Annotated in this window: 6 protein-coding genes and 4 pseudogenes; 5 read left to right on the top strand and 5 right to left on the bottom strand. The window is 62.4% G+C overall.

Going from position 1 to position 7,950, the window contains the following annotated elements:
• Window positions 1–94: 94 nt before the first annotated feature.
• A pseudogene (lpdA, locus tag QNO18_RS25565) lies at window positions 95–1,482 on the top strand (dihydrolipoyl dehydrogenase).
• A gap of 84 nt (window positions 1,483–1,566) precedes the next feature.
• Here lpdA (QNO18_RS25565) and QNO18_RS25560 read toward each other — a convergent pair.
• The 5 genes and pseudogenes from QNO18_RS25560 to odhB (QNO18_RS25540) all read right to left on the bottom strand — a co-directional run.
• A complete protein-coding gene (locus tag QNO18_RS25560) occupies window positions 1,567–1,854 on the bottom strand; it encodes a copper chaperone PCu(A)C (protein WP_283180232.1) in 288 nt (95 codons plus the stop codon).
• 96 nt (window positions 1,855–1,950) lie between these two features.
• Window positions 1,951–3,339 (bottom strand): dihydrolipoyl dehydrogenase, encoded by a 1,389-nt coding sequence (gene lpdA, locus QNO18_RS25555; protein ID WP_283176870.1) that lies wholly within the window; start codon window positions 3,337–3,339, stop codon window positions 1,951–1,953.
• A gap of 224 nt (window positions 3,340–3,563) precedes the next feature.
• Entirely contained in the window at window positions 3,564–3,968 is a 405-nt protein-coding gene (locus QNO18_RS25550; protein WP_283176871.1) for an MAPEG family protein, read from the bottom strand.
• The gene (locus QNO18_RS25545; protein WP_283176872.1) at window positions 3,968–4,186 is read right to left on the bottom strand and encodes a hypothetical protein; all 219 of its coding nucleotides are present in this window, start codon (window positions 4,184–4,186) and stop codon (window positions 3,968–3,970) included. Before QNO18_RS25545 ends, QNO18_RS25550 begins: the two co-directional genes overlap by 1 nt.
• A gap of 115 nt (window positions 4,187–4,301) precedes the next feature.
• Window positions 4,302–5,016: pseudogene (odhB, locus tag QNO18_RS25540) on the bottom strand (2-oxoglutarate dehydrogenase complex dihydrolipoyllysine-residue succinyltransferase); the annotation flags it as partial.
• Between odhB (QNO18_RS25540) and odhB (QNO18_RS25535) the strand changes: the two are divergent.
• From odhB (QNO18_RS25535) to QNO18_RS25520, 4 genes and pseudogenes are all read left to right on the top strand, one after another.
• A pseudogene (gene odhB, locus QNO18_RS25535) lies at window positions 5,015–5,923 on the top strand (2-oxoglutarate dehydrogenase complex dihydrolipoyllysine-residue succinyltransferase); the annotation flags it as partial. The pseudogenes odhB (QNO18_RS25540) and odhB (QNO18_RS25535) overlap by 2 nt on opposite strands.
• Window positions 5,924–6,038: 115 nt before the next feature.
• Window positions 6,039–6,257, top strand: coding sequence for a hypothetical protein (locus QNO18_RS25530; RefSeq protein WP_283176872.1), 219 nt, complete (start codon window positions 6,039–6,041; stop codon window positions 6,255–6,257).
• Window positions 6,257–6,607: an MAPEG family protein gene (locus QNO18_RS25525; RefSeq protein ID WP_349293960.1), complete on the top strand. Its 351-nt coding sequence runs from the start codon at window positions 6,257–6,259 to the stop codon at window positions 6,605–6,607. The genes QNO18_RS25530 and QNO18_RS25525 overlap by 1 nt, the downstream gene beginning before the upstream one ends.
• A gap of 274 nt (window positions 6,608–6,881) precedes the next feature.
• Window positions 6,882–7,950 (top strand): annotated as a pseudogene (locus QNO18_RS25520) (NAD(P)/FAD-dependent oxidoreductase); the annotation flags it as partial.

Here is a 7,950-nt window from a genome sequence, read left to right as displayed (position 1 = left end):
GGTGCGCGCATCAATCGCGCCACCGGTTCAGGAAAACCGATGTTCGCCTGGGGCAGGCAGCCCCCGGCTCTCCGCCAGTACAAGGAAACCACCCATGGCAGATTTCGACGTTATCGTGATCGGCGGCGGCCCCGGCGGCTATGTGGCCGCGATCCATGCCGCGCAACTTGGCCTGAAAACCGCCTGTGTCGAAGGGCGTGAAACCCTTGGCGGCACCTGCCTGAATATCGGCTGCATTCCGTCGAAAGCGCTGCTGAATGCCACCCACCAGCTGCACGAGGTTCATGAGAACTTCGAGAAAATGGGCCTGATGGGCGCCAATCCCAAAGTCGACTGGGAACGGATGCTGCGCTACAAGGATGACGTGGTGACCGGGAACACGAAGGGATCGAATTCCTCTTCAAAAAGAACAAGGTGACCTGGCTGAAGGGCTGGGGCTCGATCCCTGCAGCCGGTCAGGTCAAGGTCGGCGACGAGGTGCATAGCGCGAAAAACATCATCATCGCCACCGGCTCGGTGCCTTCGGTCCTGCCGGGCATCACCATCGACGAACAGGTCATTGTCACCTCGACCGGTGCGCTCGCGCTGCCGAAGATCCCGAAAAGCATGGTCGTGATCGGCGCCGGCGTCATCGGGCTGGAAATGGGCTCGGTCTATGCCCGTCTCGGCGCCGAAGTGACCGTTGTGGAATATCTCGACGCGATCACCCCCGGCATGGATGCCGAGGTGGCGAAGAGCTTCCAGAAGATCCTTACGAAACAAGGGTTCAAATTCGTGCTCGGCGCCGCTGTCCAGGTGGTGGAGCGCACGAAAAAAGGCGCGAAAGTTGCCTGGAAGCTGAAAAAAGACGATTCGGCGGGCGAAATCGAGGCCGATGTCGTCCTCGTCGCCACCGGGCGCAAACCCTTTACCGACGGGCTGGGCCTCGAGGCCATCGGCGTCGAGATCCTGCCGCGCGGCCAGATCAAGGTCGATGACCACTGGCAGACCTCGGTCCCGGGCATCTATGCCATTGGGGACGCGGTTCCCGGCCCGATGCTCGCCCATAAGGCCGAGGATGAGGGTATGGCGGTCGCCGAGGTTATCGCCGGCAAGGCGGGCCATGTGAATTACGGCGTGATCCCCGGCGTGGTCTATTCGACGCCCGAAGTCGCCAGCGTTGGCAAGACCGAAGAGCAGCTGAAAGAGGAAGGCCGCGCTTATAAAGTCGGCAAATTCCCCTTCATGGGCAATGCCCGTGCCAAGGCGGTGTTCCAGGCGGATGGTTTCGTCAAGCTGCTGGCCGATAAAGATACCGACCGCATTCTCGGCTGTCATATCATCGGGCCTGGTGCGGGCGATCTGATCCATGAGGTCTGTGTCGCGATGGAATTTGGCGCCTCGGCGCAGGATCTGGCGCTGACCTGCCACGCCCATCCGACCTATTCCGAAGCAGTGCGCGAAGCGGCGCTGGCCTGCGGTCTTGGCGCGATCCACGCCTGATCCCTCACTGCCGCGGAAATAGCAAAGGGCGGGTGCATGGCACCCGCCCTTTCTCTTTTACCCGGGCCGATGCCTGGATCCCGGTCAGTGACCGCTATGATCCTCGGCCTCTTTCGGTTCATCGATCGAGAATTCCACCTCGATCCGGCCCGCCCGTTCAAAGACAAGGGTGCCGGGAACCATTTCGCCTTTTTTCAGGCTCTGTTTCAGACCCATGAACATGATGTGATAGCCGCCACGCTCCAGCGCGACGGTCTCGCCGGCGGGGATTTCCAGCACCGGCACATGGTTCCCGGCACCCTTGTCTTTGAACGGGCGGGCCGGATCGAGGTGGAATTCTCGATCGATGAACCGAAAGAGGCCGAGGATCATAGCGGTCACTGACCGGGATCCAGGCATCGGCCCGGGTAAAAGAGAAAGGGCGGGTGCCATGCACCCGCCCTTTGCTATTTCCGCGGCAGTGAGGGATCAGGCGTGGATCGCGCCAAGACCGCAGGCCAGCGCCGCTTCGCGCACTGCTTCGGAATAGGTCGGATGGGCGTGGCAGGTCAGCGCCAGATCCTGCGCCGAGGCGCCAAATTCCATCGCGACACAGACCTCATGGATCAGATCGCCCGCACCAGGCCCGATGATATGACAGCCGAGAATGCGGTCGGTATCTTTATCGGCCAGCAGCTTGACGAAACCATCCGCCTGGAACACCGCCTTGGCACGGGCATTGCCCATGAAGGGGAATTTGCCGACTTTATAAGCGCGGCCTTCCTCTTTCAGCTGCTCTTCGGTCTTGCCAACGCTGGCGACTTCGGGCGTCGAATAGACCACGCCGGGGATCACGCCGTAATTCACATGGCCCGCCTTGCCGGCGATAACCTCGGCGACCGCCATACCCTCATCCTCGGCCTTATGGGCGAGCATCGGGCCGGGAACCGCGTCCCCAATGGCATAGATGCCCGGGACCGAGGTCTGCCAGTGGTCATCGACCTTGATCTGGCCGCGCGGCAGGATCTCGACGCCGATGGCCTCGAGGCCCAGCCCGTCGGTAAAGGGTTTGCGCCCGGTGGCGACGAGGACGACATCGGCCTCGATTTCGCCCGCCGAATCGTCTTTTTTCAGCTTCCAGGCAACTTTCGCGCCTTTTTTCGTGCGCTCCACCACCTGGACAGCGGCGCCGAGCACGAATTTGAACCCTTGTTTCGTAAGGATCTTCTGGAAGCTCTTCGCCACCTCGGCATCCATGCCGGGGGTGATCGCGTCGAGATATTCCACAACGGTCACTTCGGCGCCGAGACGGGCATAGACCGAGCCCATTTCCAGCCCGATGACGCCGGCGCCGATCACGACCATGCTTTTCGGGATCTTCGGCAGCGCGAGCGCACCGGTCGAGGTGACAATGACCTGTTCGTCGATGGTGATGCCCGGCAGGACCGAAGGCACCGAGCCGGTGGCGATGATGATGTTTTTCGCGCTATGCACCTCGTCGCCGACCTTGACCTGACCGGCTGCAGGGATCGAGCCCCAGCCCTTCAGCCAGGTCACCTTGTTCTTTTTGAAGAGGAATTCGATCCCCTTCGTGTTCCCGGTCACCACGTCATCCTTGTAGCGCAGCATCCGTTCCCAGTCGACTTTGGGATTGGCGCCCATCAGGCCCATTTTCTCGAAGTTCTCATGAACCTCGTGCAGCTGGTGGGTGGCATTCAGCAGCGCTTTCGACGGAATGCAGCCGATATTCAGGCAGGTGCCGCCAAGGGTTTCACGCCCTTCGACACAGGCGGTTTTCAGGCCAAGTTGCGCGGCATGGATCGCGGCCACATAGCCGCCGGGGCCGCCGCCGATCACGATAACGTCGAAATCTGCCATGGGTGGTTTCCTTGTACTGGCGGAGAGCCGGGGGCTGCCTGCCCCAGGCGAACATCGGTTTTCCTGAACCGGTGGCGCGATTGATGCGCGCACCCCGGGGATATTTGTGGGCCGGAGAAAGTCAGGCCAGGATCTGGATCAGCAGGGCGATCAGCGAGACCGGGTCAGAGCTGCCGAAGAAAAAGAGGAACGGCGGGGAGGCGACTTCCTGCATGGATGCGCTTTCACAAAGGGCCTGGGCCGAACAGGGCGACCCCGGCGAGCGTAAGTGTGGCGATCAGGCCGGCCAGCCAGATGAGCGAGCGCCAGGGGGCAAGGCCAAGCCCGTAGGCCGGGATATAGAGCACGCGGGCCGCGACATAGATCCAGGCGGCGGTGGCGGTAAGGGACGAGGTCTTGCCCGCCAGCACCAGGATCAGCACCAGCGGCGCGAACATCGCCAGCCCTTCGAAGCCGTTTGTGACGGCGCGGCGCAACCGTCCCAGGCGCGGCGACATGTCTACCGTCTGATCGCGCGGGCCGGCATTGTAGCGCGGCCCGAGTTCACGGTTCATCTGCGCCCCGGCAATGCCGATGGCCACAACCTGCAGCAGCACGGCACATGTCAGGGCGCTGAGCTCGGGTGCCATCATGCTGTCCTGATGAATTCTGCCGAGGTGATATGCCCAAGCGCCTGTTGCGCCTTGAGCCATTCACGGGCGGCGGTGGGATCATTGACCGAAAACAGGAAAAGGCGGCCGCCATCGCTGCCGGCCCAGATCTGCAGCTGGGTCAGCCCGGTATCGCCGAAGGCAGGGTCATGCCCGGAAAAGCTTGCAAGGCCGGTGCGGACGAGGACTTGTTCCATTCTTGATCTCCATTCCCGAAAATGACGGCATTGTGCCGAACGTGCTCAGGTATAGCGGGCAGAGCCAGGATCGGTTCCGCCCGCCGCGAGAGGATTATGCGGTGCCTGGCCCGGATCAGAGATCCATAAGCAGACGGCGCGGGTCTTCCAGCGCCTCTTTGACGCGGACGAGGAAGGTCACGGCGCCTTTGCCGTCGACGATGCGGTGATCATAGGAAAGCGCCAGATACATCATCGGGCGGATCACGATCTGGCCGCCCACGACGACCGGGCGATCCTGGATCTTGTGCATGCCGAGGATCCCGGATTGCGGCGGGTTCAGGATCGGCGAGGACATCAGCGAGCCGTAGACACCGCCATTCGAGATGGTGAAAGAGCCGCCCTGCATTTCCGCCATGGTCAGCTTGCCGTCCCGGGCGCGCAGACCAAGCTCGGCGATCTTCTTCTCGATCGCGGCAAAGCCCATCTGATCGGCGTCACGCACCACCGGCACGACAAGGCCCGTCGGCGTCCCGACCGCCACGCCCATATGAACGTAGTTTTTATAGACGACATCGGTGCCGTCGATCTCGGCATTGACCTCGGGCACTTCTTTCAGGGCATGGGTGCAGGCCTTGACGAAGAAGGACATGAATCCGAGCTTGACGCCGTGCTTCTTCTCGAACTGGTCCTTATATTCGTTCCGCAGCTGCATGATCCCGACATATCCACCTCATTATAGGTGGTCAGCATGGCGGCGGTGTTCTGTGCGTCTTTCAACCGGCGCGCGATGGTCTGGCGCAGGCGGGTCATCTTGACGCGCTCGGCGCGCGGGCGTCATCGGCAGGCAAGGATGTCGAAGACGCGCCCTCGGCCAAGAAAGCCATGGCCGAAGCCGGGCTCACCCGTGACCAGGTCCAGGCTTCCGGCAAGGATGGCCGGGTGATGAAGGAAGACGTGGCGCGTGCCGTGGCCGTGCCCCGGGCGCTGCGGCCGCTGCTGTCGCGCCTGCGCCTGCGCCCGCCGCGATCCACGCGCGCCTGTGCCTGCCGATGACGCGCGCGCGAAGAGCGCGTCAAGATGACCCGCCTGCGCCAGACCATCGCGCGCCGGTTGAAAGACGCACAGAACACCGCCGCCATGCTGACCACCTATAATGAGGTGGATATGTCGGGGATCATGCAGCTGCGGAACGAATATAAGGACCAGTTCGAGAAGAAGCACGGCGTCAAGCTCGGATTCATGTCCTTCTTCGTCAAGGCCTGCACCCATGCCCTGAAAGAAGTGCCCGAGGTCAATGCCGAGATCGACGGCACCGATGTCGTCTATAAAAACTACGTTCATATGGGCGTGGCGGTCGGGACGCCGACGGGCCTTGTCGTGCCGGTGGTGCGTGACGCCGATCAGATGGGCTTTGCCGCGATCGAGAAGAAGATCGCCGAGCTTGGTCTGCGCGCCCGGGACGGCAAGCTGACCATGGCGGAAATGCAGGGCGGCTCTTTCACCATCTCGAATGGCGGTGTCTACGGCTCGCTGATGTCCTCGCCGATCCTGAACCCGCCGCAATCCGGGATCCTCGGCATGCACAAGATCCAGGATCGCCCGGTCGTCGTGGGCGGCCAGATCGTGATCCGCCCGATGATGTATCTGGCGCTTTCCTATGATCACCGCATCGTCGACGGCAAAGGCGCCGTGACCTTCCTCGTCCGCGTCAAAGAGGCGCTGGAAGACCCGCGCCGTCTGCTTATGGATCTCTGATCCGGGCCAGGCACCGCATAATCCTCTCGCGGCGGGCGGAACCGATCCTGGCTCTGCCCGCTATACCTGAGCACGTTCGGCACAATGCCGTCATTTTCGGGAATGGAGATCAAGAATGGAACAAGTCCTCGTCCGCACCGGCCTTGCAAGCTTTTCCGGGCATGACCCTGCCTTCGGCGATACCGGGCTGACCCAGCTGCAGATCTGGGCCGGCAGCGATGGCGGCCGCCTTTTCCTGTTTTCGGTCAATGATCCCACCGCCGCCCGTGAATGGCTCAAGGCGCAACAGGCGCTTGGGCATATCACCTCGGCAGAATTCATCAGGACAGCATGATGGCACCCGAGCTCAGCGCCCTGACATGTGCCGTGCTGCTGCAGGTTGTGGCCATCGGCATTGCCGGGGCGCAGATGAACCGTGAACTCGGGCCGCGCTACAATGCCGGCCCGCGCGATCAGACGGTAGACATGTCGCCGCGCCTGGGACGGTTGCGCCGCGCCGTCACAAACGGCTTCGAAGGGCTGGCGATGTTCGCGCCGCTGGTGCTGATCCTGGTGCTGGCGGGCAAGACCTCGTCCCTTACCGCCACCGCCGCCTGGATCTATGTCGCGGCCCGCGTGCTCTATATCCCGGCCTACGGGCTTGGCCTTGCCCCTGGCGCTCGCTCATCTGGCTGGCCGGCCTGATCGCCACACTTACGCTCGCCGGGGTCGCCCTGTTCGGCCCAGGCCCTTTGTGAAAGCGCATCCATGCAGGAAGTCGCCTCCCCGCCGTTCCTCTTTTTCTTCGGCAGCTCTGACCCGGTCTCGCTGATCGCCCTGCTGATCCAGATCCTGGCCTGACTTTCTCCGGCCCACAAATATCCCGGGGTGCGCGCATCAATCGCGCCACCGGTTCAGGAAAACCGATGTTCGCCTGGGGCAGGCAGCCCCGGCTCTCCGCCAGTACAAGGAAACACCCATGGCAGATTTCGACGTTATCGTGATCGGCGGCGGCCGGCGGCTATGTGGCCGCGATCCATGCGCGCAACTTGGCCTGAAAACCGCCTGTGTCGAAGGGCGTGAAACCCTTGGCGGCACCTGCCTGAATATCGGCTGCATTCCGTCGAAAGCGCTGCTGAATGCCACCCACCAGCTGCACGAGGTTCATGAGAACTTCGAGAAAATGGGCCTGATGGGCGCCAATCCAAAGTCGACTGGGAACGGATGCTGCGCTACAAGGATGACGTGGTGACCGGGAACACGAAGGGGATCGAATTCCTCTTCAAAAAGAACAAGGTGACCTGGCTGAAGGGCTGGGGCTCGATCCCTGCAGCCGGTCAGGTCAAGGTCGGCGACGAGGTGCATAGCGCGAAAAACATCATCATCGCCACCGGCTCGGTGCCTTCGGTCCTGCCGGGCATCACCATCGACGAACAGGTCATTGTCACCTCGACCGGTGCGCTCGCGCTGCCGAAGATCCCGAAAAGCATGGTCGTGATCGGCGCCGGCGTCATCGGGCTGGAAATGGGCTCGGTCTATGCCCGTCTCGGCGCCGAAGTGACCGTTGTGGAATATCTCGACGCGATCACCCCGGCATGGATGCCGAGGTGGCGAAGAGCTTCCAGAAGATCCTTACGAAACAAGGGTTCAAATTCGTGCTCGGCGCCGCTGTCCAGGTGGTGGAGCGCACGAAAAAAGGCGCGAAAGTTGCCTGGAAGCTGAAAAAAGACGATTCGGCGGGCGAAATCGAGGCCGATGTCGTCCTCGTCGCCACCGGGCGCAAACCCTTTACCGACGGGCTGGGCCTCGAGGCCATCGGCGTCGAGATCCTGCCGCGCGGCCAGATCAAGGTCGATGACCACTGGCAGACCTCGGTCCCGGGCATCTATGCATTGGGGACGCGGTTCCCGGCCCGATGCTCGCCATAAGGCCGAGGATGAGGGTATGGCGGTCGCCGAGGTTATCGCCGGCAAGGCGGGCCATGTGAATTAGGCGTGATCCCCGGCGTGGTCTATTCGACGCCCGAAGTCGCCAGCGTTGGCAAGACG

The sequence above is a fragment of the Gemmobacter sp. 24YEA27 genome, from assembly GCF_030052995.1.
GTDB lineage: Bacteria > Pseudomonadota > Alphaproteobacteria > Rhodobacterales > Rhodobacteraceae > Pseudogemmobacter.
The sequence above is the reverse complement of the archived record's forward strand: the minus strand, read 5'-3'. Positions and strand labels throughout refer to the sequence as shown.

Coding starts and splice junctions, on each gene's coding strand:
- QNO18_RS25560 (WP_283180232.1), bottom strand. CDS start 1,854: ATGATCCTCGGCCTCTTTCGGTTCATCGATCGAGAATTCCACCTCGAT.
- QNO18_RS25530 (WP_283176872.1), top strand. CDS start 6,039: ATGGAACAAGTCCTCGTCCGCACCGGCCTTGCAAGCTTTTCCGGGCAT.
- QNO18_RS25525 (WP_349293960.1), top strand. CDS start 6,257: ATGGCACCCGAGCTCAGCGCCCTGACATGTGCCGTGCTGCTGCAGGTT.
- QNO18_RS25545 (WP_283176872.1), bottom strand. CDS start 4,186: ATGGAACAAGTCCTCGTCCGCACCGGCCTTGCAAGCTTTTCCGGGCAT.
- QNO18_RS25550 (WP_283176871.1), bottom strand. CDS start 3,968: ATGGCACCCGAGCTCAGCGCCCTGACATGTGCCGTGCTGCTGCAGGTT.
- lpdA (WP_283176870.1), bottom strand. CDS start 3,339: ATGGCAGATTTCGACGTTATCGTGATCGGCGGCGGCCCCGGCGGCTAT.